We start from the raw sequence: 26068 nt of genomic DNA on the forward strand, positions 1-26068 counted from the left end.
GGGTTCTCCTAGAGACGGGGCGGGGCGGTGGAGAGCCGGACCTTGAGTTCGGTCGAGAGCTCCATCCGGGGGCTGACCAGGGGCTGGTCCTCCAGAAGCTGGAACAGCGTGCGGGCGGCGAGCCGGCCCATCTCCTCCAGCGGCTGGCGCACCGTCGTCAGCGGCGGTGACAGCCAGTCGCACATCGGCAGGTCGTCGAAGCCGATCACGCTGAGGTCCCGCGGGATGCTCAGTCCGCCCTGTCGGGCGGCCTCGTAGACGCCCATCGCCTGCTGGTCGCTGCCGGCGAAGACGGCGGTCGGCGGCTCGGGGAGGGCGAGCAGCTCCTGGGCGCACCGGAATCCGCCTTCGTGCTGGAAGTCGCCGAACCGGATCAGGTCGCGGTCGACCTCGATACCGGCCCGCTCCAGAGCGGCCCGGTATCCGTCGATGCGAGCCTGGCTGCAGAGCATCTCCCTGCGCCCGCCGATCGCGGCGATCCGGCGGTGTCCCATTCCCAGCAGGTGCTCGGTGGCGGCCAGGCCGCCGGCCCAGTTGGTCGCGCCGATGCTCGGAACGCCGTTGTCCGGCAGGTCGATCGGGTCGATGACGACCAGCGCCACCCCGCCCCGCTCGACCTGGGCGCGCTGGGCCTGGGTGACCGAGGCGGTGACGAGGATGACGCCGTCGCTGTGATGCTGGACCGGCAGTGCGGCCCAGCTCGACGGCGTGGCCTCGCCCGGCGGGACGAGCGACACGACGGTGCCGACGCCCCGCTGGGCGCACTCGGCCTCGACGCCGCGCAGTATCTCCACCGCCCACGCGCTGTCCAGACCGCCGATGATCAGGTCGACCAGGCCCGATCTGCGAGCCCTGCTCTGCCTGCCGGGCTGGAGGTAGTTGTGGGACCGCAGCAGTGCCTCGATCCGTTCGCGTGTCGAGGGCGCGACATCGGAGCGGCCGTTGATCACCTTGGAGACGGTGGCCTGGGAGACCCCTGCCTCCGCGGCGATGACCGCCAGAGTCGCACGCCGCTCGTTCAACTTCTCTCCTCTCGACGCCGTCGATCGACGACAGGTATCGCAAACTTTCGAAGAGTTTCTGGTCGGCGCGACTGCTTGTCAAGCCCAGGATCAAGCAGTGTTCCGAGATAAATCGGTGAGAGGTCTTGACCGTGCAGCCCGACGTTCCTAGTTTGTGGCACCACAGAATTCGAGAGTATTTCGAAAAGTTTTCGAGCGCGAGACCGGCGATCAACCCGGCAGCGGCTCGGCATCGAACCCGGCATCCCCCATCACGGAGGTCCCATGGCCAGCACTCCCCCGAGCCGGCGAAACTTCCTGGCGCTCGCGGGCTTGACCGCACTGTCCGTCTCCATGACCGCGGCCTGCGGGGCCGACGAATCGGGCGGCAGGCCGTCGGCCGACGGCAAGGTGACGTTCGAGTGGTGGAACATCGCCACGACGGAACCGGGCAAATCCCTCTTCCCGCAGATCTCCTCGGCGTTCACGACCGCTCACCCGAACATCGCGATCAACACGACCTCGTTGGAGAACGAGGCCTTCAAGTCCAAGCTGACCGCCACCACCTCCTCGGGCAAGCTCCCCGACGTCTTCCAGACCTGGGGCGGCGGTGTGCTGCAGCAGCAGGTCGACGCGGGGCTGGTCGAGGACCTCACCGACGTCCTGGGCTGGTCGTCCGCCCTCACCCCGGTCTCGCTGCAGGCCTACCAGTTCGGGGGCCGCACCTACGCGGTGCCGTACGACATCGGCATGGTCGGCTTCTGGTACAACAAGAAGCTCTTCGCCAAGGCCGGAATCACCGCCCCGCCGGCCACCTGGGCCGAGTTCCTCGACGACGTCAGGAAGCTCAAGGCGGCGGGCATCACCCCGATCGCCCTCGCGGGCAAGGAGAAGTGGCCGGGCCACTACTACTGGGCCTACCTCGCGATGCGCGTCGCCGGCCTCCCCGCGCTGCAGAAGGCCGCGACCACCAAGGACTTCACCGGCGCCGGCTTCGTCCAGGCGGGCGCCCACCTCAAGGAGCTCGTCGACCTCCAGCCGTTCCAGCCGGCCTTCCTCGGCGCCGGCTACGCCACCCCCGGCGGGCAGGCCGCGACCATGGGCAACGGCAAGGCCGCCATGGAGCTGATGGGACAGTGGGGACCGTCGGTACAGAAGGACGCGGGCGCCGACCTCGGAGCGGACCTGGGCTTCTTCCCCTTCCCGACGGTCGACGGCGGTGTGGGACAGGCCACCGAGGTGTTCGGCGGCGGCGGTGGCTTCGCGCTGCGCAAGGGCGCCCCGAAGGAGGCACTGGACTTCCTGAAGTTCTTCGTCCTGGAGAACGAGTCCAAGCTGCTGGCCTCCAACGGCTACCTGCCGGTGGTCAAGGGGGCGGAGAGCCAGCTCACCGACGCCAACAAGAAGGTGGTGGCCGAGAGCCTGGTCAAGGCGACGGGCTTCCAGCTCTTCCTCGACCAGGCGTACCCGCCGGCGGTCGGCCAGGAGGTCAACGACAGCGTCGCCGACCTCATAGCCGGCAAGAAGACGCCCGAGCAGGTCACCACGTCGATCACCGAGGCTGCGCAGAGTGCCTAGCTTCGTGTCCACCCTGGCAAAGGAGCGGACGGAGGAGGCCGTGCCGGCGCACCCGCCACTCCCGGCCCGGTCGCGCCTGCGCGGGTGGGGAGACTGGGCGTCGGTCGCCTGGTTCCTCGTCCCGGCCCTGGTCCTCTTCCTCGTCTTCGTCCTCGCCCCGATCGTCGTCGCCGTCTACACCGGCTTCTTCAAATGGGGCGGGATCGGCCCCATGGACGACTTCGTCGGCTTCGCGAACTACACCAAACTGTTCGGCGATCAGGTCTTCCTCGGCGATCTGGGGCGCGGGCTGTATCTGATCGTGCTGTCGATCACAGTGCAGCTGCCGTTCGCCCTGTTCACCGCGGTCCTGCTCAACCAGAGGCTCCGTGGCCGGGCCGTCTACCGGATGCTGTTCTTCGCGCCGTACATCCTGTCCGAAGTGGTCACGGCGGTCCTCTTCACGATGATCTTCCTGCCCGGCGCCGGCATGGCCGACCACCTCGCCGGCCTCTTGGGCCTGGAGGGATTGCAGGGCAAGTGGCTCGCCGATCCCTCGACGGTCATGCCGACCCTGTTCGTGGTGATGATCTGGAAGTACTTCGGCTTCCACATGATGCTCTTCCTCGCCGGACTGCAGAGCATCCCGTCCGAGATCCTCGAGGCCGCCTCCATCGACGGCGCCGGCGCCTGGCAGCGCTTCCGGCACGTGACGCTGCCGCTGCTCGGCCCGACGATCCGGATCAGCGTCTTCCTTTCGATCATCGGGTCCATCCAGCTCTTCGACCTCGTCTGGGTCATGACCGCGGGCGGGCCCAACCACTCCTCCGAGACGATGGCGATCGCGATGTTCCAGTTCGGGTTCAAGCGGTACCAGGTCGGCTACGCCAGTGCGATCAGTGTGGTGCTGTTCATGATCAGCCTGGTCTTCTCCCTCTTCTACCAGCGTTACGTGCTCCGCCGCGATCTGAGCGGGGCCGTTACCTCGGGAGCTGGCCGATGAACGCCCGCCGGACGGCACGCGGCCTTTCGCTGCACGCCGTGGTCTGGCTGATCGCCGCGTTCGTCGCCGTGCCGCTGCTCTACGCGGTGATCTCCGGGTTCAAGAGCACCGGCGAGCTCACGACGAATCCGTTCGGGCTGCCGGAGCAGTGGAAGACCGGAAACTACACCGGAATTCTCAGCGACGGAATGTTCTGGCGGCAGATCGCCAACAGCGCGGGAATCGCGATCGGCACGACGTGCTGCACGGTGGCGGCCTCCGCGATGGCGGCGTTCGTGCTGGCCCGTTATGCCTTCCGGGGCAGGGAGTTGTTCTATACGCTCTTCACGATCGGGCTGATGTTCCCGTTCGCGGTGGCCGTCCTGCCGCTCTTCCTCATGCTGCGCACCTTCGGCCTGCTCGACAACCCGCTCGGGGTGATCCTCCCGCAGGCGGCTTTCGGGCTCCCCATGACGATCGTGATTCTGCGCGGCTTCTTCCGGACCATCCCGGCGGAGATCGAGGAGGCCGCCACCATGGACGGCTGCGGCAAGTTCCGCTTCTTCTGGAAGATCCTGCTGCCGATGGCGCGTCCGGCGCTCGGTACGGTCTCGGTGCTGGCGGTCGTCGCGAGCTGGAACAACTTCTTCCTGCCGCTGCTGGTGTTCAGCGATCCGAAATGGCAGACGATCCCGGTCGGTGTCCAGCAGTTCCAGGGCCAGTACTCGACCGACTTCGCGCTCGTCCTGGCCTACATCGTGCTCGCCATGGTCCCTGCCCTCGCCTTCTACGCCGTCGCCGAGCGTCAGCTGATCGGCGGCCTTACCGCCGGCGCCACCAAGGGTTGACCTGTCCCGCGTGACCTCCACCCCCGAGGAGACTCCGTGAAACGCCTGACCGCTCTGACGGCAGTCGTACTGTTAGCGCTGACAACTCACGTTGCCGCCGCTGACCCCGTGCCACTCGCCACCGGCCCCGCCATCGACTTCCGGGCCGCACTCCAGCCCATCGACGGATTCGGCTTCTCGATGGCCTTCCAGCGGGCCGACCTGCTGCACGGCGCGCGCGGCCTCAGCCCCGCCAAGCGGCGCGAGGTGCTCGACCTGCTGCTCAGCAAGGACAAGGGCGCGGGCCTGTCGATCCTGCGCCTGGGCATCGGGTCGTCGACCGACCGGGTCTACGACCACATGCCGACGATCCTGCCGGCCGATCCGGGCGGGCCGGACGCCACACCGAAGTACGTCTGGGACGGCTATGACGGCGGCCAGGTCTGGCTCGCCAAGGAGGCCAAGGCGTACGGCGTCGAACGGTTCTTCGCCGACGCCTGGAGCGCGCCGGCCTTCATGAAGACCAACGGCAGCGAGAACGACGGCGGCGAGCTCCTGCCCGAATGGCGTCAGGCCTACGCGAACTACCTCGTCCAGTACGCGAAGTTCTACGAGCGGGAAGGCATCGGAATCACCGACCTGGGGTTCACCAACGAACCCGACTGGACGGCGACCTACGCCTCGATGCGCTTCACCCCGCAGCAGGCCGTCGACTTCCTCAAGGTGCTCGGGCCGACCGTCCGCGCGTCCGGACTGAAGGCCGGGGTGGTCTGCTGCGACGCCGCGGGTTGGGACCGGCAGGTCGCCTACACCGAGGCCATCGAGGCGGACCCGGCGGCCGACAAGGCCGTGCGGACCATCACCGGCCACCGCTACAGCGGTCCGACCACGGTCCCGCAGCCGACCGACAAGCGCGTCTGGATGTCGGAATGGTCACCGGACGGCACCACCTGGAACGAGAACTGGGACGACGGCAGCGGCTACGACGGCCTCACGGTTGCCGCCGACATCCAGAACACCCTGACCGTCGGCAACGCCAACGCCTACGTCTACTGGACCGGCGCGTCCCTCGGCGCGACCCGAGGGCTCATCCAGCTCGCCAACCCGGGTGACGGCTACCGGGTGTCCAAGCGGTACTGGGCACTGGCCGCCTTCAGCCGGTTCATCCGCCCCGGCGCCGTCCGCGTGCCGGTCACGAACGCCGACCCGGCACTGCGCATCACGGCCTTCCGCAACACCGACGGCAGTCGCGTCATCGAGATCCTCAACACCGCGACCACGCGGAAGTCCGCCGAGTTCGCTCTCCGCGGCGGAGGCGACCGGCACCCCGACGGCTACGTCACCGACGAGACCCGCTCGATCACCCCGGCCGACGTCGTCTCCACGCACGGCACGACCCTCACGGCCACGCTCGCCCCGCGCGCGCTGACCACGATCGTCCTCGACTGAAACGACGGACCCCTCCGAGGAGTCATCCATGTCCCTGTCCCGGCACCTCATCGCCCTGTCCGCCGCCGTCTGCCTCGCGGCCGGCCTCGCCGCCGCGCCCGCGACCGCCGAGCCCCGTCCCAGGACGCTCGGCGAACTGGCCAGGAAGCACCACAAGTACTTCGGCTCGGCCACCGACAACCCCGAGTTCACCGACGCCGCCTATCTGAAGCTCCTCGGCAGCGAATTCGGGCAGACCACCCCCGGCAACGCCATGAAGTGGTATGCCACCGAACCCGAGCGCGGTGTCTTCGACTTCACCGCCGGCGACGAGGTCGTGGCCTTCGCCAAGGCCCACCACCAGAAGGTCCGCGGCCACACCCTCGTCTGGCACAGCCAGCTCCCCGCCTGGCTCACCGAGCGCGACTGGACCGCCGAGGAGCTGCGCGCCGTCCTCAAGAACCACATCCAGACGGTGGTCCGGCACTACAAGGGTCAGGTCATTCACTGGGACGTCGTCAACGAGGCGTTCAACGAGGACGGCACCTACCGAGAGTCGCTCTTCTACAAGACGCTCGGCCCCGGCTACATCGCCGACGCCCTGCGCTGGGCCCACGAGATCGACCCGCACGCCAAGCTGTACCTCAACGACTACAACGTCGACGGGATCGGCCCCAAGAGCGACGCCTACCACACCCTGATCAAGCAGTTGAAGGCCGACGGCGTCCCGGTGGAGGGCTTCGGCATCCAGGGCCATCTGGCGCTTCAGTACGGCTTCCCCGCCGACGTCCGGCAGAACATGCAGCGCTTCGCCGACCTCGGCGTCGAGGTCGCGGTCACCGAGCTCGACATCCGGATGAACCTCCCGGCGACCCCTTCGATGCTCGCCACCCAGGCCACCTGGTACGCGGACTACGTCAAGGCCTGCCTGGCGGTCAGGAAATGCGTCGGCGTCACCATCTGGGACTACACGGACAAGTACTCGTGGATCCCCTCCGTATTCCCCGGCGAGGGCGCCGCGCTGCCCTACGACGAGAACCTGAGGCCCAAGCCCGCCTACCACGCGATCAGGGAGGTACTGGGCGGATGATCAGAACGGCGATCGTGGGTACGGGCGGGATCGCCGGCATCTGCCACGTTCCCGCTCTCCGGGCACAGGCGCACCGGGCCGAGATCGTGGCGGCCGTCGACGTGGACGCCACGCGCGCCGAGGCGTTCGCGGCCGAGCACGGCATCCCCGCGGTCTACACAGACCTGCACACGATGCTCGACGAACAGCGCCCGGACGTCGTGCATCTGTGCACGCCGCCGTCCTTGCACGCCGAACAGGCCGTGGCGTGCCTGGAGTCGGGGGCGTGGGTGTGGTGCGAGAAGCCGGTGGCCCTGTCGCTGGCCGAGCTCGACCGGATCCAAGCCGCCGAAGGCCCCGCCGTCGCGGGCGCGGTGTTCCAGCACAGGTACGGCTCGGGCGCCCGATACCTGCGCGACCGGATCGCGGCCGGGACCCTGGGGCGTCCCTTGGTCGCGCAGTGCGTCACGGCGTGGTACCGCGACGACGCCTACTACGAGGTGCCCTGGCGCGGCAGCTGGCGCAGCGAGGGCGGCGGCCCGACCCTGGGGCACGGCATCCATCAGATGGATCTGATGCTGGACGTGCTCGGCGCATGGGCAGAGGTGCGCGCGATGGCCGGCCGGCTGGAGCGCGACGTCCAGACCGAGGACGTGTCCACGGCCCTGGTCCGGTTCGAGAACGGAGCCATCGCGACGGTCGTCAACAGCGTCCTCTCCCCACGCGAGGAGAGCTATCTGCGGTTCGACCTCACCGACGCCACGGTCGAACTCCGGCACCTGTACGGCTACTCCAACGCGGACTGGACGTTCACCGCCAGGTCGCCCCACGCGAAGTGGGAGCCGCCGGACGACCTGCCCAGCTCGCACACCGCCCAGCTCGCGGACTTCATGGACGGCTACGAGGCCGGGCTCCGGCCCGACCTGGGCAGGCCCACCATGGAACTGGTCACCGCCCTCTACAAGGCGGCGATCACCGGCCTGCCGGTCCGGCGCGGAGAGATCGACGCGACCGATCCGTTCTACGGCTCACTCGACGGGGGACGACCGGAGGCTTTCCGATGACGTTCGAACTCCTCGAGAACGAGGACTCGCTGATCGTCCGGGCTCGCGGGGTCGACCTCTTCCGCTATGTGCACCGGCCGGTCATGGACCCCTTCGAGGCACCGAAGCCCTACCTGCATCCGGTGCGTACGCTCGCCGGCGACGTGGTGACCGGATACCGGCCGCACGACCACCGCTGGCACAAGGGCGTCCAGTTCACGGCGTCATGGGTGTCGGGACAGAACTTCTGGGGCGGCGGCACGTACCTGCGCGGCCGGGGCTATGTCGACCTGCCGAACCTCGGCACGATGCGCAGCCTCACCGTGTCCGGCGAGACAAGTCACGGCCGTGCCGTCGTCACCGAGCACCTGGCCTGGCACACGATGGCGGGGGAGCACTGGATCGACGAGCGTCGCACGCTCACCGCGCGGGACGTCGAGGCCGGCTCCTGGACCCTGGAGATCACCACCGCGCTGACCAACGTCCTCGACACCGACCTGATGTTCGGCAGCCCCGGCACACAGGGCCGAGAACTCGCCGGATACTCCGGTCTGTTCTGGCGCGGCCCGCGTGACTTCACCGGCGGCGACGTGATCGGCCCCGGCATGGGCGAGCAGGGCGCGTGGCTGGCCTTCATCGGCAGGCACGACGAGGTCGACCGCTCCTCCACTCTGCTGTTCCTGGACGATCCGGACGTCCCCGGCCACTGGTTCGTCCGCAGTGAGCCCCTTCCCGCCGTCAACCCGTCCCTGGCGTTCGGCAAGGAACTGTCGCTGGCCCCGGGCGACACCCTGTCGCGCCGTTACCGGATCGTCGTGGCCGACGACGCGTGGACCCTCTCGCGCCTGTCCCGCCACGTCGAGGAACACCCGTGGTGACCCCGCTCCCCGGCGGTGTGGGGATCTCCGGGTTGACCGTGTACGACTGGGAGGCCGCCGACGGGCTGTGCGGCGGCACCCCCCACATGCACCTCGTCTGCTCCGAGGCGTACATCGTGATCGGCGGCTCCGGCAGCGTCCAGACCCTCACCACCTCCGGTTTCACCGACACGCCGCTGCGCCCCGGTGACGTCGTCTGGTTCACCCCCGGAACGATCCACCGTCTCGTCAACGCCGGCGGCCTGCGTCTCGTGGTCCTCATGCAGAACAGCGGACTTCCCGAGGCGGGCGACGCCGTCTTCACCTTCCCCGCTCCCGTACTGGCCGATCCCGACGCCTACCGGGCGGCGGCCGTCCTGACCGGCGACCACGCCGCGGCGGCGCGCCGCCGCCGCGACCTGGCACTCGAAGGCTTCCTGGCCCTGCGTGAAGGTGGGCTGCGGGAGTTCCACGCCGCGGCCCACCGCCTGAAGCGCGATCTCCTTGACGACTGGTGGTTCCGCTGGCGTGACGGCCCGCTGGCGGCGACCCTCGCCACCGGCTGCCAACTGGCAGGGCTGAAGACTGGAGACCTCTCCCACCTCGATCACGGCGACGTGTCGCGGCTGGAGCGCCCGGAGGAACCGCTCTTCGGCATGTGCGGCCTTCTCCACGCCTACCCCGTCCCCGTCCTCCTGACGACGCGGCCGCCGCGCGGTTCGTCGGAGTCACCTCACCTCCAACCCCCGAAGGAGCCCTGCTGATGAGGTTTCGCCATCCACCCCTGGTCCTGAGTCTCGTCCTCGCGGTCCTGTCGTCCTTGCTGCTCGGGGCCACTCTTCTCAATGCCCCGCCCGCCGCCGCGGCCACCATCGACACCAACGCCTGGTACGTGCTGGTCAACCGCAACAGCGGAAAGGCCCTGGACGTCTACAACCTCGCGACCGGCGACGGCGCCCGCATCACCCAGTGGACCAGGAACGACCAGAACCAGCAGCAGTGGCAGTTCGTCGCCTCCGGCGACGGCTACTACCGTGTCAAGTCCCGCCACTCGGGCAAGGTCCTGGACGTCCAGAACAGTTCCACCGCCAACGGCGGCGCGATCGTCCAGTGGACGGACGTGAACGGCACCAACCAGCAGTGGCGGCCGGCCGACAGCGCGGACGGTCACATCAGGCTCGTCGCCCGCCACAGCGGCAAGGCCCTCGAGGTCCAGGGCGGCTCCACCGCCGACAACGCGAATATCGTCCAGTACGACGACTGGGGCGGCGCCAACCAGCAGTGGCAGCTCGTCAAGGTCGCGGGCGGCACCCCCGGCACCTGTGTCCTTCCCTCGACGTACCGCTGGTCGTCGACGGGCGCGCTGGCGCAGCCCAAGGCCGGGTGGGCCTCGCTCAAGGACTTCACCGTCGCCCCCCACAACGGCAAGCACCTCGTCTACGCGACGACGCACGGCACCACGGGGACGGGAGTGGGCTGGGGCTCGATGAACTTCACCCCGTTCACCGACTGGTCTCAGATGGCCACGACGGGCCAGAACAAGATGTCGAATTCCGTCGTCGCACCCACGCTCTTCTACTTCGCGCCGAAGAACATCTGGGTCCTTGCGTACCAATGGGGCAGGACCGCCTTCTCCTACCGGACGTCGAGCGACCCCACCAACCCGAACGGCTGGTCGGCGGAGCAGGAGCTCTTCTCCGGAACCATCGCCGACTCGGGCACGGGTCCGATCGACCAGACGCTCATCGCCGACGACCGGAACATGTACCTGTTCTTCGCCGGTGACAACGGCAAGATCTACCGGGCGAGCATGCCGATCGGGAACTTCCCCGGCAGCTTCGGCTCGTCGTACACGACGGTCATGAGCGACACGGCGAAGAACCTGTTCGAGGCGCCCCAGGTCTACAAGGTCAAGGGCCAGAACCAGTACCTCATGATCGTCGAGGCCCGGGGGGCGAGCGAGCAGCGCTACTTCCGCTCGTTCACGGCCTCCAGCCTGAGCGGTGCGTGGACCCCGCAGGCCGCGACCGAGAACAACCCCTTCGCGGGGAAGGCCAACAGCGGAGCCACCTGGACCGACGACATCAGCCACGGCGAGCTGATCCGCGCCGGCGCCGACCAGACGTTCACGATCGACCCCTGCAACCTGCAGTTCCTCTACCAGGGTCGTGATCCCAACTCCGGCGGTGACTACGGCCAGTGGGCCTACCGCCCGGGTCTGCTGACGCTCCAGCGCTGACGACGTGGCGGGCTCGGTGGTCACCCGAGCCCGCCATGGTCGCGGGCCAGGGCCGCGTTCGGGACCCGCGTCGCCTTCGCTGTTCTTCCTGGTGTGCGTGGCCGTGGCCGGCGCGTACGGTGCCGCTACGGCGAGCCGGAAGATCCTCTTCGTGCAGACCGTTCAGGCACTGATCGGTCCGGCCCTGGTGCCGGCCGCCCACTGAGCGACGCCGGCGGACCGACCCGGTCTCACGTCGTATTCTTTGCCGACGCAGAGGCAGGTCGCCGTACCCCGGCGGACCGCTTCCCTGGAGAAGGTGGGAATGGGGCTCATCGACGTGGACCACACGGGGCTGGTCGTCGCGGCGCAGGCCGGTGACGACCGGGCGCGCGAGGAGCTGATCGCTGCGTACCTGCCGCTGGTCTACAACATCGTCGGGCGAGCGCTGAGCGGCCATGCCGACGTCGACGACGTCGTCCAGGAAACCCTGTTGCGTGTGGTGCGTGACCTGCCTGCCCTGCGCGCCCCCGAGAGCTTCCGGTCCTGGCTCGTGTCGATCACGCTCCGCCAGATCAATAGCCACCTGCACCGGAAACACGCCTTCGCCGAACGGACCACGGCCATCGACGAGGCGCACCAGATACCGGATGCCGGCGCCGAGCCCGTGGACACGGCGATCCTCCGGCTGCATGTCTCGGACGAGCGCCGTCGCGTCGTCGAAGCCGGCCGGTGGCTTGATCCGGATCATCGGGTGCTGCTGTCGCTCTGGTGGCAGGAATGCGCCGGTTCGCTGAGCCGCGACGACATCGCCGCCGCGACGGGGCTCACGGTCGCCCACGTCGGAGTACGCCTGCAACGCATGCGCGAGCAGCTGGAACTGTGCAGGACGATCGTCGCCGCGCTGGAGGCCGACCCGCGCTGTCCCCAACTGGACGAGGCCGTCGTCGGCTGGGACGGCCTGCACGCGTCGGTGTGGCGCAAGCGCATGGCGCGGCACACCCGTGGCTGCCCGGTCTGCACGGGGCCGACGACGGAACGGGTTCCGGCAGAACTGCTCCCCCTCGGCCTCGCGACGCTGGCCGTCCCGGCCGGACTGATCTCCGCGCTCGCCGCCAAGGGTCTGCTGTCGGGTGCCGCCGCGATCGCCGCCGGGCCGGCCGCGGCACACGTCGCTGTCGGCAGCGCGACGGGGGGAGGTGGCCTGCACGTCGCGCTGACCGGCAAACTCGGGCCGATCACCGCTCACCCGCTGGTGAGCCTCGCCACCGGCGCGGTGCTCATCGCCGGAACCGCCACCTATGTGAACTGGCCCGAACCGGCGCCTCGGGTGCCCGCCGTCATCGCCGCCCCCACGGCCGGCACCGCCTCGCCGGTCCCGTCGCGCACCACGACGTCGGACGAACCGTCCCCGGCGAGTCCGCCCGCCGCCGCGGCCACTGTTCCGCTCGGCGCGCGGTCGCTGGAGTCCGTGGACGAACCCGGCCTGTTCGTCACCTATGCCGGCGACCACGCGACGCTCGGCCGGGTCTCCGCGTCCAGCGGCGCGCAGACCCGGAACCGGGGCACCTTCACGGTCATCGCGGGGCTGGCCGACACACGGTGTGTCACCTTCCGCGCCGCGGACGGCCGGTACCTTCGCCACTACTACCTGCGGCTGCGGCTGAGCACCGACGACGGCAGCGATCTGTTCCGTGAAGACGCGACCTTCTGTCCGCGGCCTGGGTCGGTCGCGGGGTCGGTGACCCTGCACGCGCACAACTATCCCGGCTCCGTCCTCCGCCATCGTGACGGAGGCATCTGGCTCGACGGCTCCGACGGGACACGGACCTTCGCCGGGCAGGCATCCTTCATCGTGCGCCGGACCTGGTCGTGAGAGTTCCTCCTGCGCCACGCCGTTTCCCACCAGGCAGTGAGTCGGGTGCCTCGCGCCGCCTCCGCGGGGACGACCGAGCCGCGGGGCTCGGCGTATCGCTTTCTGCCTGCGACATGCGTCACTGAGCAGACTTCCGGACAGCGCGACTTTTCTGTTATGCGACCTCGTGTTCGGCAGCCTCCACTTCAGGGGTGACCTTCCCCCACTGGCGTATCCCCCTGAAGAGAGGCCTCCCATGACGCAACGCACCCATGTGCACCGCGACCCGCGAGGAAAGGTATGAAGGGCCTGCACCGGCTCCGCAGGCGTCGCCGTACCTGGGCGACAGGACTGTCGGCCGCGGCAGTGGCGACCGGTGTCGTGACGTTCCTCCCCAGCTCCGCCGGCGCCGCAGGCCTGGGCACTCACGCGGCCCCCTCGGGCAGGTACTTCGGCACGGCCGTGGCCGCCGGCAGGCTCGGCGACGCCGCGTACACAGCGATCTCGGACCGGGAGTTCAACATGATCACCCCGGAGAACGAGATGAAGTGGGACGCCATCGAACCGTCCCGCGGCAGATTCAACTTCGCCCCGGCGGACCGGATCGTCGATCGTTCCCTGGCACGCGGCCAGCGCCTCCGCGGCCACACCACGGTCTGGCACTCGCAGCTCCCCTCCTGGGTGAGCTCCATCCGCGACGCGAAGACGCTGCGCAGCGTGATGAACCACCACATCACCACCCAGCTGACCCACTACAAGGGCAAGATCTACGCCTGGGACGTGGTCAACGAGGCGTTCGCCGACGGCGGCAGCGGCCGGCTCCGCGACTCGGTCTTCCAGAAGGTGCTGGGCGACGGCTTCATCGAGGAAGCGTTCCGCACCGCCCGCGCGGCCGACCCCTCGGCCAAGCTCTGCTACAACGACTACAACATCGAGAACTGGTCGGACGCCAAGACCCAGGCTGTCCACCGCATGGTCAAGGACTTCAAGTCCCGCGGCGTTCCCATCGACTGCGTCGGGTTCCAGAGCCACTTCGGGTCGGGTGGACCGCCGGCGAGCTTCAGGACCACCCTGGCCGCCTTCGCCGCCCTGGGCGTCGACGTCCAGATCACCGAGCTGGACATCGCCCAGGCGTCACCCACCCACTACGCGAACACGGTCAGCACCTGCCTTTCCGTGGCCCGGTGCACCGGCATCACGGTGTGGGGCGTCCGTGACGGCGACTCCTGGCGGAGCGGCGAAAGCCCCCTGCTGTTCGACCGGAACGGCAAGCCCAAGCCCGCGTACACCACCGTCATGAACGCTCTCACGTCCGGCTCCGATACCCCGGCCAAGCCGACCGACGGTACCGGGGAGATCAAGGGCGTGGCCTCCGGCCGCTGTATCGACGTGCCCGGCTCCGCCACCGCCAACGGCATCCGGGCGCAACTGTGGGACTGCGGCGGACAGGCCGGCCAGCGCTGGACCCACACCGCCGCCAAGCAGCTGAAGGTCCACGCCGGCAAGTGCCTGGACGCCAAGGGAAAGGGCACCGCCAACGGCACCCCGGTGATCATCTGGGACTGCAACGGTGGCGCCAACCAGCAGTGGGACGTCACCCCCGACGGCACGATCATCGGCGTCCAGTCCGGGCTGTGCCTCGACGCCGTCGGCGCGGCCACCGCGAACGGCACCACGATCCAGCTGTACACCTGCGCGTCGGTCGGCAACCAGAAGTGGACCGTCCCCTCCGCGACGGGCAGCGGCGTGTGTGCTCTTCCTTCGACGTACAAGTGGAGCTCGACGGGTGCCCTCGCCCAGCCGTCGAACGGATGGGCAGCGGTGAAGGACTTCACTCACGTCATGCACAACGGCAAGCACCTGGTCTACGCGTCGAGCGCGTCGGGAACCTCGTACGGCTCGATGGCGTTCAGCCCCTTCACGAACTGGTCCGACATGGCGTCGGCCGGCCAGACGAAGATGAGCCAGAACGCGGTGGCGCCCACGTTGTTCTACTTTGCGCCCAAGAAGATCTGGGTCCTTGCGTACCAGTGGGGTGCGTCGCCCTTCAGCTACCGCACGTCCAGCGACCCCACCAACCCCCATGGCTGGTCCGCGCCGAAGCCACTGTTCACCGGCAGCATCCCCCGCACCGAATCCGGCACCGGCCCGATCGACCAGACCCTGATCGCCGACGACCGGAACATGTACCTGTTCTTCGCCGGTGACAACGGCAAGATCTACCGGGCGAGCATGCCGATCGGGAACTTCCCCGGCAGCTTCGGCTCGTCGTACACGACGGTCATGAGCGACACGGCGAAGAACCTGTTCGAGGCGCCCCAGGTCTACAAGGTCAAGGGCCAGAACCAGTACCTCATGATCGTCGAGGCCCGGGGCGCGAGCGAGCAGCGCTACTTCCGCTCGTTCACGGCCTCCAGCCTGAGCGGTGCGTGGACCCCGCAGGCCGCGACCGAGAACAACCCCTTCGCGGGGAAGGCGAACAGCGGAGCCACCTGGACCGACGACATCAGCCACGGTGACGTGGTCCGCAGCAACCCCGATCAGACCATGACGATCGACCCCTGCAACCTGCAGTTCCTCTACCAGGGCAAGTCCCGCACCGCGGGTGGCCCCTACGACCGACTGCCGTACCGGCCGGGCGTCCTCACGCTGCAGCGCTGACCCGCCCGATCAACGGTTACACAAGGAGAACACCCCCCTCATGAACAACCCCACGAACGGCGCGCGCCGCGGGCGTCACCGTCGTCGCTGGAGCGCCACCGCCCTGCTGCTCGGTGTGCCCGCCGCCGTCGTCCCGTACCTCCTGTTCACCCAGGAGGACTCGCAGGCCGCGACCGTCGACGCCAACGCCTACTACCGGCTGATCTCCGTGCGCAGCGGCAAGGCCCTGGACGTCAACGCCTTCTCCACCGCCGACGGAACCCGCATCCAGCAGTGGACCGACCAGAACACCGCCAACCAGCAGTGGCGGCTGCGGTCCACCGGCGACGGCTACTACGAGCTGGTGAACCGCAACAGCGGCAAAGTGCTCGGCATAGCGGGCGATTCGACCGCACAGGCGGCTGCCGCCGAGCAGCAGACCGACAGCTCCTCCGCCTCCCAGGAGTGGCGGATCGACGAGGTGAGCGGTTCCGGCGCCGTCACCTTCACCTCCCGCAGGAGCGGCCAGGTCCTGGACGTCTCCGGAGGCTCCACGGCTCAGGGCGCGGCGATCATCCAGTATCCCGGCAGGGGCAGCGCCAACCAGCAGTGGAAGCTGCTGAAGGTCGCCGACGCGCAGTCGGCCGCGGCCGGACCGTACACGTGGCGGAACGCCCAGGTGGTCGGCGGAGGTTACGTCACCGGGCTTGTGTTCAACCCACGGGAGAAGGGGCTGCTGTACGCGCGTACCGACATGGGCGGCGCCTACCGCTGGGACAGCGCGGCCGAGCAGTGGATCCCACTGACCGACTGGCTCGGTGAGAAGGACTGGAACCTGCTGGGCATCGACGCGCTGGCCACCGACCCCGTCGACCCCGACCGGCTCTACCTCGCGGCGGGCACCTACACCAACGAGTGGGCCGGCAACGGAGCGCTCCTGCGCTCCACCGACCGGGGCCGCACCTTCCGGCGCACCGACCTGCCGTTCAAGCTGGGCGGCAACGAGGACGGCCGCGGGGCGGGCGAACGGCTCGTGATCGACCCCTCGGACAACCGCACCCTACTGCTGGGCACCCGCAAGAACGGCCTGTGGCGCAGCACGGACAGCGGTGTGACATGGCGGCAGGTCTCCTCGTTCCCCGTCAAGGACGGGGCGAGCAGCGGCGCGGGCATCTCCTTCGTGACGTACGGTCCGGCAGGCAGCAACACGGTCTACGTCGGCGTCGCCGACAAGTCCACCTCCCTGTACCGCTCCACCGACGGCGGCACCACATGGCAGGCCGTCCCCGGACAGCCCACCGGCCAGTTCCCGCAGCACGGTGTCCTCTCCGGCGACGGCTCGCTCTACCTGACGTACACCAACGCCCCCGGACCCAACGGCGTGACGGCCGGCTCGGTGTGGAAGCACACGCCGAGCGGCGGGGCCTGGAAGAACGTTTCCCCCTCTCAGGGCAGCTACGGCTTCTCCGGACTGGCCGTCGACCCGCGCAAGCCGTCCACGGTGATGGTCACCACTCTTGACCGCTGGTGGCCCGAGGACGAGATCTACCGCACCACCGACGGCGGCACGACGTGGACGGCGCTGGCGGACAAGTCGGTGCGGAACGCCTCCGCCGCTCCCTACGTCGGCACCCACACCGGGCACTGGATGACCGCCCTGGCCATCGACCCCTTCGACTCCGGGCACGTGCTGTACGGCACCGGCAACGGCATCTGGCGCAGCAAGGACGCCACCGCCACCGACAGCGGCGGCACCAGCCACTGGACCGTCGGAGCGCGCGGCCTTGAGGAGACCGCGCTGATGGACGCGATCGCCCCACCGGGCGGCGTCACCGTCCTCACCGCCATGGGCGACCAGGGCGGATTCCGCCACGACGACCTGACCAAGGTGCCCGCCGGGCGACTGAGCAACCCGATGATGACCAACAGCACCGACATCGACTTCGCTCAGGCCAACCCCTCGATGATGGTCCGGGTCGGCCGTGGCGGCGCGCAGGACGGCGCGTACTCCACCGACGGCGGCACCAGCTGGACCGGCTTCAAGGCGGAGCCGGTGGCCGGCGCCCAGGACGGCCATGTCGCGCTCGCGGCGGACGGCTCCACCATCGTCTGGACCCAGGCCGGCCAGGCTCCGTACCGCTCGACCGACAAGGGGGCGAGCTGGTCCAAGGTCCGCGGCCTGGGCACCGACGCCGTCGTCGTCGCCGACCGCTCCTCGGCCAGGACCTTCTACTCCCTGGCCGGCGGCACGCTCCACGCCAGCACGGACGGCGGCGCGACCTTCACCGCCCGCGCCACGAACCTGCCCGCCGGCCGGCTCACGGCCGTCCCCGGCGTCGCCGGGGACCTGTGGATCGCCGGCAGCGCCAAGGGACTGCTGCACTCCACCGACGGCGGCCGCACCTTCACCACGCTCACCACGGTGCAGTCCGCGTCCGCCCTCGGCTTCGGCAAGGCCGCACCCGGCGCCTCCTATCAGGCCCTCTATCTGATCGGCACCGTCAAGGACGTCACCGGCGTCTTCCGCTCCACCGACAAGGGCGCCACCTGGCTCCGCGTCAACGACGACGCCCACCAGTGGGGCGCCATCGGAGGCGTCGGCGTCGTCACCGGCGACCCCGACACCTACGGCCGCGTCTTCGTCGGCACCAACGGACGCGGCCTCCAGTACGGCGACCCGTCCTGACCCTCCCCCCGAGCGGGGCCGCAGGCACGATGCCTGCGGCCCCGGCAGGTGCTACGGCCTCCACCCGGAGGGGCGACCCGTTGCCGACACGCCTCGCGGGCTGCTCGCGCGGCCGGCTCAGTCGGACCGGGCGGGGGCTCGTAGTTCGACCTTGTACCCGCCCTGTGGGGTGGATTCGGCGGTGAGGATGCCGTCGAGCAGTTCGGCGCGTTCCTTCAGACCGATGAGGCCGTGGTGGGCGCTGGGCAGGGCGACAGACGGGCGGGTGGGGGCGGTGTTGGTCACGGTGACGCCGAAGCGGTGTGCGTCGTGCCACAGGCGTACCTCGGCGCGGGCTCCGGGGGCGTGTTTGCGCACGTTGGTGAGTGCTTCCTGGACCGTGCGGTAGACGGTGCGCTGGGCGGTGGTGCTGATGTCTGCGGGAAGCCCTCCGGTCAGGGTGGTCTCGATGCCGCTGTTGGCGATGAGCTGCTGGAGGTCGGCGAGGGTGGGCTGGGGGGCGAGTTCGGTTTCCTTGCCGCCGGAGGCGCGGAGCAGGGTGACCATGTGGCGGAGTTCGTCCAGGGTGTTCGCGCTCAGGGTGCGGATGGTGCGGGCGGCCTCCCGGGCGTCGGGGTCCTTGGCGGCGACCTGCAGGGCTCCGGCCTGTACGGCGATGAGGCTGACCTGGTGGGAGACGACGTCGTGCATCTCGCGGGCGAGTTGGGCGCGTTCGCGGGCGAGGACGGTCTGGGCGTGCAGGGCGCGTTCGTGTTCCCGGGCCTCTTCGACCTCGACGAGCTGGAGGGCCATGTCGTGTCTGGCCTGGACGAGTTGGCCGAACAGCACGGGGGCGATGGCTGTGGCCAGCGTGTAGACGAACTGGACGAGGGTCCAGGTCCGGTCGCCGTCGAACGCGTCGGCCAGCGGCCAGGCGAGGGTGCCCGCCGCCGCGTTCAGCAGGGCGCATCCGGCCAGCAGCGGGCGGTTGCGGCTGGACGCGGCCAGTGTGTACAGGGCGGCGATCGGCGCGACCGCGACGTCCATGAACAGGGTCATGGGCAGGGTGAACAGGAAGACGGCAAGCGGGAAGCGCCTGCGCAGGAACAACGCCGTGCTGCCGAGGGCGACGCAGGCCCAGACGAGAGGGGTCCCCTCGCCGTAGAGGTTGATCCAGGCGTCGAGCACGGCGAGGACGACAAGACCCCCGTCGACGGCCCAGGGGGGTACGCGCCGCCACAGTGCCCGGCCCGTGCTCATCGCCCGTTGTCCCGTGACGGGTTGTCGCCGTTCCTGCCGAGCAGTCCGGCCCGCTCGGCGAGCAGTGCGGCCTGGACACGGCTGGTGACCCGCAGTTTGGTCAGGATCGAGCTGACGTGGTCCTTGACGGTGCCCGCGCTCAGATGGATGCGGGTGCCGATGTCGGCGTTGGACAGTCCTTCCGCGACGAGGACGAGGACGTCGCGTTCCCGGTCGCTGAGCAGGTTCACTCGCGCCACGTCCGCGTCCTGGGGTGCTCCCGCCCCAGGGTGACCGCGCAGCAACGCGCGTGAGGCTTTCGGGGACATCACCACCCCGCCGGCGGCCAGGGTGCGCACGAGCTGGGCGAGCTGCTCGGGCTCGGTGTCCTTGAGCAGGAAGCCGGCGGCTCCCGAGCGCAGCGCGGTCAGGATGTACTCGTCGGTGTCGAACGTGGTCAGCATGGCCACGTACGGTGGTTCGGACAGCGTCTGGATCTGCCGCAGGACGGTCAGGCCGTCCACGTCCGGCATACGGATGTCGAGGAGTACGACGTCCGGCCTCTCGCGCCGGATGACGTCGGCCGCCTGCGCCCCCTCCGCGGTCGCGACGACCTCGATGCCGTCGGACGCGTTCAGGATCATCTGGAAGCCGGATCGCACCAGCGCCTCGTCGTCCACCACCACTACCCGGATCACCGGCGTTCCGCCTCACACTCGTCTGCTCTGTCCAGCTTCTGGGCGACCCGTACGCCTCGCATCGGGGCGTCCACGATCTCGTACGATGATCGCCTGCCGTCGACAGTACGTCCGGCAGGGTACGCGGTGGCGCGATCACTGCGGACTGTGGACACCTGGCGGGCTGGCTCCAGCCGTTCGGGGGGAGTGCTCCGGCCCGTCGGCAGGCCGGCGGGCGAGGCTCGGCGGATGGTGTCCGTGGCGCTCGGACGGTGGGATCGGTCCGTGGGTCCGCCAGAGTCTGCGGGCCGCAGCCGATTTCCGTACCGCTCGAGGACCGCCCACCCATGTCCCGCCTGTTCCCGCGTCAGTCCGTCCGTGCTGTGCGCCGCTGTGCGGCGCAGCCCCATGTGCTGTTCGGGGGTGTGTACGGGGCGGTGCTGGCCAGCTCCATGGTGGCCGCCCTGACGGAGCAGGGTGAGACGGCGCCCGCCGACCGGTTCACCAGCGCCCAGTGGCTCCTGGTCACGGCCGTCGCCTCGGCTCTGGCGCACGGTTACGCGCATCTGATCGCCCTGCGTGGCGACCGGACCCATCACGGTGTACGCGCCGGGGGGCGGCTGCTGCTGTCCGAGTGGCCGCTGGTGGTCGCGACGGTACCGACGCTGGTCCTGCTGCTCGGTGCGACCTGGGGGTGGTGGCCCTCCGCCGGCGTCGAGTACGTGATCTTCGCTGTGAATGTGGTGCTGCTGTTCACCTGGGGCGTGCTCGCGGCCCGCGCCGCCGGCCGTACGTGGGGCTCCGCCTTGCGGATCGGCATGGCGGACGCGCTGCTCGGACTTGTCGTCGTGGTGGCCAACGCCGTCATCAAGTAGGGCGGTGGGCCGTCCGGGACCACTGTCCGGCCGGGGCGCTGTTCCGCCGGTCGGCGGGGCGGTCCCGGCCGGTCGGCGGGGGCGTCACCGAAGCCCGTCGGATGGTCCGCTTCCTGGCGGCGCCCGGAGATTGTCCGTATGACACAGATACAGCCGCGGCAGGAGAACTCGCCTCCACTGCCCCGCACTTCGACCGAGTCCGCCAGGAAGCTCTCCGGAGGTCCCTCGACGGGGCGCCTGGTCGGGGTGGATCTGGCCCGCGCGCTGGCGGTGTTCGGCATGTACATCGTCCACATCGGCCCGCCACTGTCGGCCACGGACGGCGTCGCCAGCTGGGTCCGGTACCTTGCCGACGGCCACTCGTCGGTTCTGTTCGCCACCCTCGCCGGGTTCTCGCTGATGCTGATCGCCGGGCGCCGTGAGCCGAAGACCGGCCTGGCGGGCCGGCAGGCGAACGCCCGGATCGCGATCCGCGCCGTGGTCCTGCTGGCGCTGGGCACCGTGCTGGCGATGGAGTACGGGGGAGTGATCATCCTCGGCTTCTACGGTGTCTACTTCCTCCTCGCCCTGCCCCTGCTGCGGCTGTCCGCCAAGGCACTGGCGATCACCGCGACCGGGCTCGCGCTCGTCACACCCCAGCTCGCGTTCTTCCTGAACTCGCTGCTCGGCGAGTCCGTCCAGCAGACCATCGACGCCTACGACCCGCTCAAGAAGATCAGCGAGGTCGGCGTGCTCGACCTGCTGCTCACCGGTTTCTATCCGACGATCACGTGGATGTCGTTCGTGGTCGCCGGCATGGCGCTGGCCCGCCTCGACCTGTCGGCCGTCTCCGTCCAGCGTCTCCTGGCCGCGCTCGGTGCCGCTCTGACCGTCGGCGCGTACGGCCTGTCCCTGCTGCTGGCGGGCAAGGACGCGCTGCGCAGCATGGCGGAGGACGGGAAGTCGTCCGCCGGGTTCGAGAAGGCGTCGTCCTTCGGCAGCGGATCCTTCGAGGCCCCTCAGCGGGCGGCCTCGGAACTGCTGTCTGCCGGGCCGCACAGCGGCACCACCTTCGACATCATCGGCAGCGTCGGCGTCGCCATCCTCGTGATCGTCGGCGCGACGGTGCTGATGGACCGTCTGCCGCGCCTGCGCCGCCTGGCGAAGCCGGTCATCGCGGTGGGCACCATGTCGCTGACGGCCTACGTCGGCCACTTCCTCGCGCAGTCCATGGTCGGCGTATCGGCCGGCGAAAGCACCCAGACGTCCTGGATCCCCGTGCTCACGTTCATCCTCGGGGCGATCGGGTTCGCCACGGTCTGGTCCCGCTTCTTCCGCCGCGGACCGCTGGAGGCGTTGCTCAACGCCGTCACCAAGCCGGCGAAGCACATCCGATGAGGCCGGGCCGGGACGGTCGGCCCGCATGGCCCGTCCCGGCTGCGCCGATCCACGCGACCCGCGAGGGCTGTTCCCATCAGCCCTCGCGGGTGCGGTGCCCGGCGTGGGCGTGCCGGTCACGGCTCACGGCACAGCAGCGTAGCCCGGTGTCGGTGAGACGCCGCCGACTGGACTCCCGCTCGATCAGGCGTGGCACTCCTTGTGGGCACGGCGTCACCTCCGCCCCGCCGTGCGGCGGGGGCAGCCGGTGGGACACCCGCCCTACCCGCCGGGGCGCCCCGTCGGGGTCAGGAGCTGGGTCGTGGCGAGCTGTGCGTACAGCTCGTCCCGGTGCACCAGTTCCTCGTGGGTGCCGATCGCGCGTACCGTGCCGGCGTCCATGACGACGATGCGCTCGGCGTCCGTGACCGTCGACAGGCGGTGTGCCACCACCAGGACGGTGGTCTCGCGTGCCGTCTCGGCGATGACGTCGCGCAGCGCCAGCTCGTTGACGGCGTCGAGCTGCGAGGTGGCCTCGTCCAGGAGCAGCAGCCGGGGCCTGCGCAGCAGTGCGCGGGCGATCGCGACGCGCTGGCGCTCGCCGCCGGACAGCTTCGAGCCGCGGTGCCCGACCAGGGTGTCCAGGCCGTGCGGGAGACGCTCGACGAGGGTGTCGAGCCTGGTCCGGGCGAGGACGGCGCGGATGTCGTCGTCCGTCGCGCCGGGTGCGCTGAAGACCAGGTTCTCCCGCAGCGTGCCGGCAAGGACCGGCGCGTCCTGCTCGACGTACCCGATGGCGGACCGCAGCTCGGACAGCGGCCACTGCCGTATGTCCCGGCCGTCGACCAGGATGCGCCCGCCGGTCGTCTCGTAGAACCGCTCGATGAGCGAGAAGACCGTCGACTTGCCCGCCCCAGAGGGGCCGACGAAGGCTGTCATCCCGGCGCCCGGCACGTCGAAGTCCACCTGCTGGTGGATGTACGGCAGCCCGGGCCCGTAGCGGAAGGACACCTCCTGGAAGCGGACCGACGCCGGACGCACCTCGGTCCGCACCGGCTTGTACGTGGCCGGCGGCTCCGCCGCCAGGCGGTCCACCTCCTTGATCCGGGAGATCGCGGCCGCGCCCTCCTGGTACGCGGAGGCGGCCTCGACCAGCTTGTACACCGGCTCCATCAGGTAGAACAGGTACAGCAGAAAGGCGATGAGCGTGGAGACGGGGATGTCCCCGGCGGCCACCCGCGCCCCGCCGACCGCGAGCACGGCGAGGAACGCCAGCTCGACGGCGAGGTTGTCCGCCGTCCCGAGCAAGGCCTCCCACTTCGCGCCGCGCACGCCGTGGCGCCACGCCCGCCGGGCCGACGCCTCGACGCGGGCGGTCTCCCGCTCCTCGGCGCCGGACGCCTTCACGGTGCGGAAGGCACCGAAGACCCGCTCCAGGCCGGTGGACATCTCCCCGACCGCGGCCTGGGAACGCTCGGTGGCCTGCCCGATCTTCGGCATCACACAGGCGGCGCCCGCGCCGACGACCGCGACCACGACGAGTGCGACGCCGACCAGGACGGCGTCCAGGAACGCCATCACCGCGACCGCCGCGATCAACGTCAGCGCCCCGGTCGCGGCGTTGACCACCGCCTGGGTGCTGACGGCCCGCAGCAGCGTGGTGTCGGACGTCACCCGTGACATCAGATCGCCCGGCTGCATCCGGTCCACCTCCGCGAGCCGCAGCCGCAGCAGCCGGCCGATCAGGCTGCGGCGGGCGGCCAGGACCACCGACTCCGCCGTCCGCTCCAGCACATAGGCACCGAACGCCTCGGCCACCGTGCTCAGCAGCACCAGCACGGTCAGCGTCAGCAGAATGGTGGCGAGCGTGCCACCGGACGAGAGCCGGTCGACCAGCGCCTTCGTGGCCAGCGGCTGCAGCAGCCCTCCGGCGGCCCCGACCAGCGCCAACAGCAGACCGAGTACGATCCTCTCCTGGTGGTCTGCCGCTATGGCGGGACGAACGCCCCGTAGCCGGCGTCACGACGGTCCGCCGCACCGGCCGGTGAACCGGTGTGAGACGTCGAGCTCGTGCTCGTGCGTACGTCGTGTCATGCCTCAGCCTGCGAGGCGGGACGTCTCTTCGACCATCCGAAGATCGTCGGGCGGACCCCCGCCGAGTGGCTGGAAACGGAGATCCCCCACGAGGCGAGAGATCTGATGAACGGCGCCTCTGTTGCCCTGCGAGTCGTCTGCTTCGCAGGGAGTCCGCACCATCCGCATCCAGAGGTCCGCGGTGACTCCTCGAAACGCCGTGGGGCCGGATCGACCCCTTGCACGAAGCGGCGGTGCGGTGCGTCGAGAAGGCGGTGCTCAACGCCCTGGTCGCCAACGAGTCCATGACCGGCCGTCGGGGAGACCGCACGCCGGCCCTCCACGGCCCGAGCCCGCGCGAGCTCGATGTCCTGGGGCTGATCACCCGCGGCTGCTCCAACCCCGAGACCGCGGCCCGGCTCGCGCTCAGCGCCCGCACCGGCACCACCCACATCGTGCACATCTTCGACAAGCTCGGATGCGGCACGCTGCGGCGATCGCCGCCATGCGCCTGGTGCAGGGCCGCCCACGCACCCGCCCGCGGATCCCGGCGCCGGCTACGGCCCCGGAGGGCGCTACGGTGCCGCGCAGGGTCCCATCGAGTCCGGTGCCCGGGGGAGGAGCCCGTCGAAGTGCGCCACGACCCGCAGGGTTTCGCTCGCTTCCGGGGCGAGGGACATCAGCCGTCCCACCTGTCGCCGCAACCGGCGCCCCTGCGCGCTCTTTCCACGGTCTACGGAGGTCCGCGAGCGGTCTTCCCTCGAGAATCCCGTAGGTGTCAGTCCTCCGCGGCCAGGCGCCGTACCTCGGCCAGCGCCTCGCTCACCGCTGCCGGGATGTCCGTCACCGGGAACCGCGCGTGCCGCACCGTGCCGTCACGGTCGATGACCAGCACGGTCCGTTTCAGTCGCAGCAGTTGTCCGGCGCGGAAGGTAGGCAGGCGCAGGGCGGCGGCGAGTCGGAGATCGACGTCGGAGAGGAGAGTGAAGGGGATGTCCTCCTGGCTCGCGAACACCCGCTGTTCGTCGTGGCGTTGGGTGCTGACGCCGTGCACCTCCGCGCCCGCGGCGCGGAAGTCCTCGTAGGCGTCCCGGAAGAGCCGGTTCTCCAGCGTGCAGCCGACGGTGCCGGGGATGTGTGACCAGCCCTCCGGCAGGGGGCTGGGGCTCCCGGTCGCCGGATAGCAGAACAGGACGGTGGCCACGCCGCCGGCCACCGGGTCGACCGGCGCGCCGTCCCGGTGACCGGGCAACCGCAGGCGCGGCAGTCGCCGGCCCGTCAGGTCCGCGACGCGCCGTGCCTCCGCGCTCGTCTCGTCGGCGGTACCGCTGAGCGATCCGTCGCCGAGGAGCCAGCGGTCGGCCCAGTCCTGCATCGACAGCAGGACCGGCAGCAGCCCCCGGCCGCTCTCGGTCAGCCGGTACTCGTGCCGCGTCGGCCGCTCCTGGTACGGGACCTTCTCCAGCACCCCCGTCTCCACCAGGTGCGCCAGGCGCTCGGTGAGCACCTTCCGGGAGATGCCCAGCTCCTCCTGGAGCGCGTCGAACCTGTGGTGCCCTCGGGCGGTCTCCCGGATCAGGAGCAGGCTCCACCAGTCGCCGACCACAGACGCGGCCTGCGCGATCGCGCAGGCGGCGTCCCGCTCGGGAACCGACCTCATCACTGCGTCTCCACTTCTGCGCGCACGGTGGCCGCTCGTCGGGACC

At 70.0% G+C, this 26068-nt stretch carries 20 protein-coding genes and 1 pseudogene; 16 read left to right on the forward strand and 5 right to left on the reverse strand.

Going from position 1 to position 26068, the window contains the following annotated elements:
- Positions 1-8: 8 nt before the first annotated feature.
- Positions 9-1022: a LacI family DNA-binding transcriptional regulator gene (locus tag FDM97_RS17600; RefSeq protein ID WP_137991361.1), complete on the reverse strand. Its 1014-nt coding sequence runs from the start codon at positions 1020-1022 to the stop codon at positions 9-11.
- Positions 1023-1286: 264 nt separating this feature from the next.
- Between FDM97_RS17600 and FDM97_RS17605 the strand changes: the two genes are divergently transcribed.
- From FDM97_RS17605 to FDM97_RS17665, 13 genes are all read left to right on the forward strand, one after another.
- Positions 1287-2579, forward strand: coding sequence for an extracellular solute-binding protein (locus tag FDM97_RS17605; RefSeq protein ID WP_137991362.1), 1293 nt, complete (start codon positions 1287-1289; stop codon positions 2577-2579).
- The gene (locus FDM97_RS17610; RefSeq protein WP_137991363.1) at positions 2572-3561 is read left to right on the forward strand and encodes a carbohydrate ABC transporter permease; all 990 of its coding nucleotides are present in this window, start codon (positions 2572-2574) and stop codon (positions 3559-3561) included. The genes FDM97_RS17605 and FDM97_RS17610 overlap by 8 nt, the downstream gene beginning before the upstream one ends.
- Entirely contained in the window at positions 3558-4388 is an 831-nt protein-coding gene (locus tag FDM97_RS17615; RefSeq protein WP_137991364.1) for a carbohydrate ABC transporter permease, read from the forward strand. The genes FDM97_RS17610 and FDM97_RS17615 overlap by 4 nt, the downstream gene beginning before the upstream one ends.
- Positions 4389-4496: 108 nt before the next feature.
- The gene (locus FDM97_RS17620; protein ID WP_254705632.1) at positions 4497-5816 is read left to right on the forward strand and encodes a glycoside hydrolase family 30 protein; all 1320 of its coding nucleotides are present in this window, start codon (positions 4497-4499) and stop codon (positions 5814-5816) included.
- Between the two features lie 28 nt (positions 5817-5844).
- A complete protein-coding gene (locus FDM97_RS17625) occupies positions 5845-6885 on the forward strand; it encodes an endo-1,4-beta-xylanase (RefSeq protein WP_137991366.1) in 1041 nt (346 codons plus the stop codon).
- Positions 6882-7928, forward strand: coding sequence for a Gfo/Idh/MocA family protein (locus FDM97_RS17630; RefSeq protein WP_137991367.1), 1047 nt, complete (start codon positions 6882-6884; stop codon positions 7926-7928). The genes FDM97_RS17625 and FDM97_RS17630 overlap by 4 nt, the downstream gene beginning before the upstream one ends.
- Positions 7925-8785, forward strand: coding sequence for a DUF6807 domain-containing protein (locus FDM97_RS17635; protein ID WP_137991368.1), 861 nt, complete (start codon positions 7925-7927; stop codon positions 8783-8785). Before FDM97_RS17630 ends, FDM97_RS17635 begins: the two co-directional genes overlap by 4 nt.
- On the forward strand, positions 8782-9528 hold the full coding sequence (locus FDM97_RS17640; protein ID WP_137994872.1) for a cupin domain-containing protein: 747 nt from the start codon (positions 8782-8784) through the stop codon (positions 9526-9528). The genes FDM97_RS17635 and FDM97_RS17640 overlap by 4 nt, the downstream gene beginning before the upstream one ends.
- Positions 9528-11003: a non-reducing end alpha-L-arabinofuranosidase family hydrolase gene (locus FDM97_RS17645; protein ID WP_137991369.1), complete on the forward strand. Its 1476-nt coding sequence runs from the start codon at positions 9528-9530 to the stop codon at positions 11001-11003. Before FDM97_RS17640 ends, FDM97_RS17645 begins: the two co-directional genes overlap by 1 nt.
- 16 nt (positions 11004-11019) lie before the next feature.
- Positions 11020-11208 carry a DUF1304 family protein gene (locus FDM97_RS36855; RefSeq protein ID WP_284440292.1) on the forward strand — a complete coding sequence of 63 codons (189 nt, stop codon included), beginning with the start codon at positions 11020-11022 and terminating at the stop codon, positions 11206-11208.
- A gap of 99 nt (positions 11209-11307) precedes the next feature.
- Positions 11308-12858: a sigma-70 family RNA polymerase sigma factor gene (locus FDM97_RS17655; RefSeq protein ID WP_137991370.1), complete on the forward strand. Its 1551-nt coding sequence runs from the start codon at positions 11308-11310 to the stop codon at positions 12856-12858.
- Between the two features lie 279 nt (positions 12859-13137).
- Complete coding sequence (locus tag FDM97_RS17660) at positions 13138-15498, forward strand: non-reducing end alpha-L-arabinofuranosidase family hydrolase (protein WP_137991371.1); 2361 nt, start codon at positions 13138-13140, stop codon at positions 15496-15498.
- A gap of 40 nt (positions 15499-15538) precedes the next feature.
- Complete coding sequence (locus FDM97_RS17665; protein ID WP_137991372.1) at positions 15539-18163, forward strand: RICIN domain-containing protein; 2625 nt, start codon at positions 15539-15541, stop codon at positions 18161-18163.
- Positions 18164-18280: 117 nt separating this feature from the next.
- On the opposite strand, the gene FDM97_RS17670 is transcribed toward FDM97_RS17665, so the two are convergent.
- Complete coding sequence (locus tag FDM97_RS17670; RefSeq protein ID WP_137991373.1) at positions 18281-19402, reverse strand: sensor histidine kinase; 1122 nt, start codon at positions 19400-19402, stop codon at positions 18281-18283.
- Positions 19399-20025: a response regulator gene (locus FDM97_RS17675; protein WP_254705931.1), complete on the reverse strand. Its 627-nt coding sequence runs from the start codon at positions 20023-20025 to the stop codon at positions 19399-19401. Before FDM97_RS17675 ends, FDM97_RS17670 begins: the two co-directional genes overlap by 4 nt.
- A gap of 380 nt (positions 20026-20405) precedes the next feature.
- Between FDM97_RS17675 and FDM97_RS17680 the strand changes: the two genes are divergently transcribed.
- Both FDM97_RS17680 and FDM97_RS17685 read left to right on the forward strand, forming a co-directional pair.
- A complete protein-coding gene (locus FDM97_RS17680; RefSeq protein ID WP_137991375.1) occupies positions 20406-20933 on the forward strand; it encodes a hypothetical protein in 528 nt (175 codons plus the stop codon).
- A gap of 138 nt (positions 20934-21071) precedes the next feature.
- Positions 21072-22310, forward strand: coding sequence for a DUF418 domain-containing protein (locus FDM97_RS17685; protein WP_137991376.1), 1239 nt, complete (start codon positions 21072-21074; stop codon positions 22308-22310).
- Between the two features lie 261 nt (positions 22311-22571).
- On the opposite strand, the gene FDM97_RS17690 is transcribed toward FDM97_RS17685, so the two are convergent.
- A complete protein-coding gene (locus tag FDM97_RS17690; protein WP_254705633.1) occupies positions 22572-24239 on the reverse strand; it encodes an ABC transporter ATP-binding protein in 1668 nt (555 codons plus the stop codon).
- A 428-nt stretch (positions 24240-24667) separates the two neighbouring features.
- On the opposite strand from FDM97_RS17690, the pseudogene FDM97_RS37095 reads away from it, so the two are divergent.
- Positions 24668-24835 (forward strand): annotated as a pseudogene (locus tag FDM97_RS37095) (helix-turn-helix domain-containing protein); the annotation flags it as partial.
- Positions 24836-25140: 305 nt separating this feature from the next.
- Here the strand turns inward: FDM97_RS37095 and FDM97_RS17700 are convergent.
- The gene (locus tag FDM97_RS17700) at positions 25141-26022 is read right to left on the reverse strand and encodes a winged helix-turn-helix transcriptional regulator (RefSeq protein ID WP_137991378.1); all 882 of its coding nucleotides are present in this window, start codon (positions 26020-26022) and stop codon (positions 25141-25143) included.
- Positions 26023-26068: the final 46 nt, after the last annotated feature.

Origin of the sequence: Streptomyces vilmorinianum, assembly GCF_005517195.1 — a bacterium.
In the GTDB taxonomy this organism is placed as follows: domain Bacteria; phylum Actinomycetota; class Actinomycetes; order Streptomycetales; family Streptomycetaceae; genus Streptomyces; species Streptomyces vilmorinianum.

Bases quoted from the DNA above. Each gene is read 5' to 3' on its own strand.
- FDM97_RS17605 (WP_137991362.1), top strand. From the start codon at position 1,287: ATGGCCAGCACTCCCCCGAGCCGGCGAAACTTCCTGGCGCTCGCGGGC.
- FDM97_RS17615 (WP_137991364.1), top strand. From the start codon at position 3,558: ATGAACGCCCGCCGGACGGCACGCGGCCTTTCGCTGCACGCCGTGGTC.
- FDM97_RS17625 (WP_137991366.1), top strand. From the start codon at position 5,845: ATGTCCCTGTCCCGGCACCTCATCGCCCTGTCCGCCGCCGTCTGCCTC.
- FDM97_RS17630 (WP_137991367.1), top strand. From the start codon at position 6,882: ATGATCAGAACGGCGATCGTGGGTACGGGCGGGATCGCCGGCATCTGC.
- FDM97_RS17635 (WP_137991368.1), top strand. From the start codon at position 7,925: ATGACGTTCGAACTCCTCGAGAACGAGGACTCGCTGATCGTCCGGGCT.
- FDM97_RS17645 (WP_137991369.1), top strand. From the start codon at position 9,528: ATGAGGTTTCGCCATCCACCCCTGGTCCTGAGTCTCGTCCTCGCGGTC.
- FDM97_RS17655 (WP_137991370.1), top strand. From the start codon at position 11,308: ATGGGGCTCATCGACGTGGACCACACGGGGCTGGTCGTCGCGGCGCAG.
- FDM97_RS17660 (WP_137991371.1), top strand. From the start codon at position 13,138: ATGAAGGGCCTGCACCGGCTCCGCAGGCGTCGCCGTACCTGGGCGACA.
- FDM97_RS17665 (WP_137991372.1), top strand. From the start codon at position 15,539: ATGAACAACCCCACGAACGGCGCGCGCCGCGGGCGTCACCGTCGTCGC.
- FDM97_RS17670 (WP_137991373.1), bottom strand. From the start codon at position 19,402: ATGAGCACGGGCCGGGCACTGTGGCGGCGCGTACCCCCCTGGGCCGTC.
- FDM97_RS17675 (WP_254705931.1), bottom strand. From the start codon at position 20,025: ATGATCCTGAACGCGTCCGACGGCATCGAGGTCGTCGCGACCGCGGAG.
- FDM97_RS17680 (WP_137991375.1), top strand. From the start codon at position 20,406: ATGTCCCGCCTGTTCCCGCGTCAGTCCGTCCGTGCTGTGCGCCGCTGT.
- FDM97_RS17685 (WP_137991376.1), top strand. From the start codon at position 21,072: ATGACACAGATACAGCCGCGGCAGGAGAACTCGCCTCCACTGCCCCGC.
- FDM97_RS17700 (WP_137991378.1), bottom strand. From the start codon at position 26,022: ATGAGGTCGGTTCCCGAGCGGGACGCCGCCTGCGCGATCGCGCAGGCC.